The organism is Erythrobacter sp. HI0063, from assembly GCF_001635685.1.
In the GTDB taxonomy this organism is placed as follows: domain Bacteria; phylum Pseudomonadota; class Alphaproteobacteria; order Sphingomonadales; family Sphingomonadaceae; genus Qipengyuania.
In genome coordinates, this window is sequence record NZ_LWFF01000240.1 from 1 (window position 1) to 256 (window position 256).

Here is a 256-nt window from a genome sequence, read left to right on the forward strand (position 1 = left end):
AGGGTCGATGCACGGATCCCCGGCCCCCACCACGATAATTCCGTCCGAATTGCTGCTGACTGCATATCGCGCGGGCGTGTTTCCGATGGCGGACCATCGCGACGATCCCGAAGTGTACTGGGTGGAACCGCGCGAGCGGGCGGTTTTCCCGCTCGAGGATTTCCGAGTGTCGAAGAGCCTGCGCAAGACGATCCGGCAGGACCGCTTCCGCGTGACCTGCGATGCCGATTTCGCCGCCACTATCGCCGCCTGCGCC

1 pseudogene is annotated in these 256 nt (G+C 64.8%); it reads left to right on the forward strand.

Going from position 1 to position 256, the window contains the following annotated elements:
- Positions 1-49: 49 nt before the first annotated feature.
- Positions 50-256 (forward strand): annotated as a pseudogene (locus tag A3736_RS07900) (leucyl/phenylalanyl-tRNA--protein transferase family protein); the annotation flags it as partial.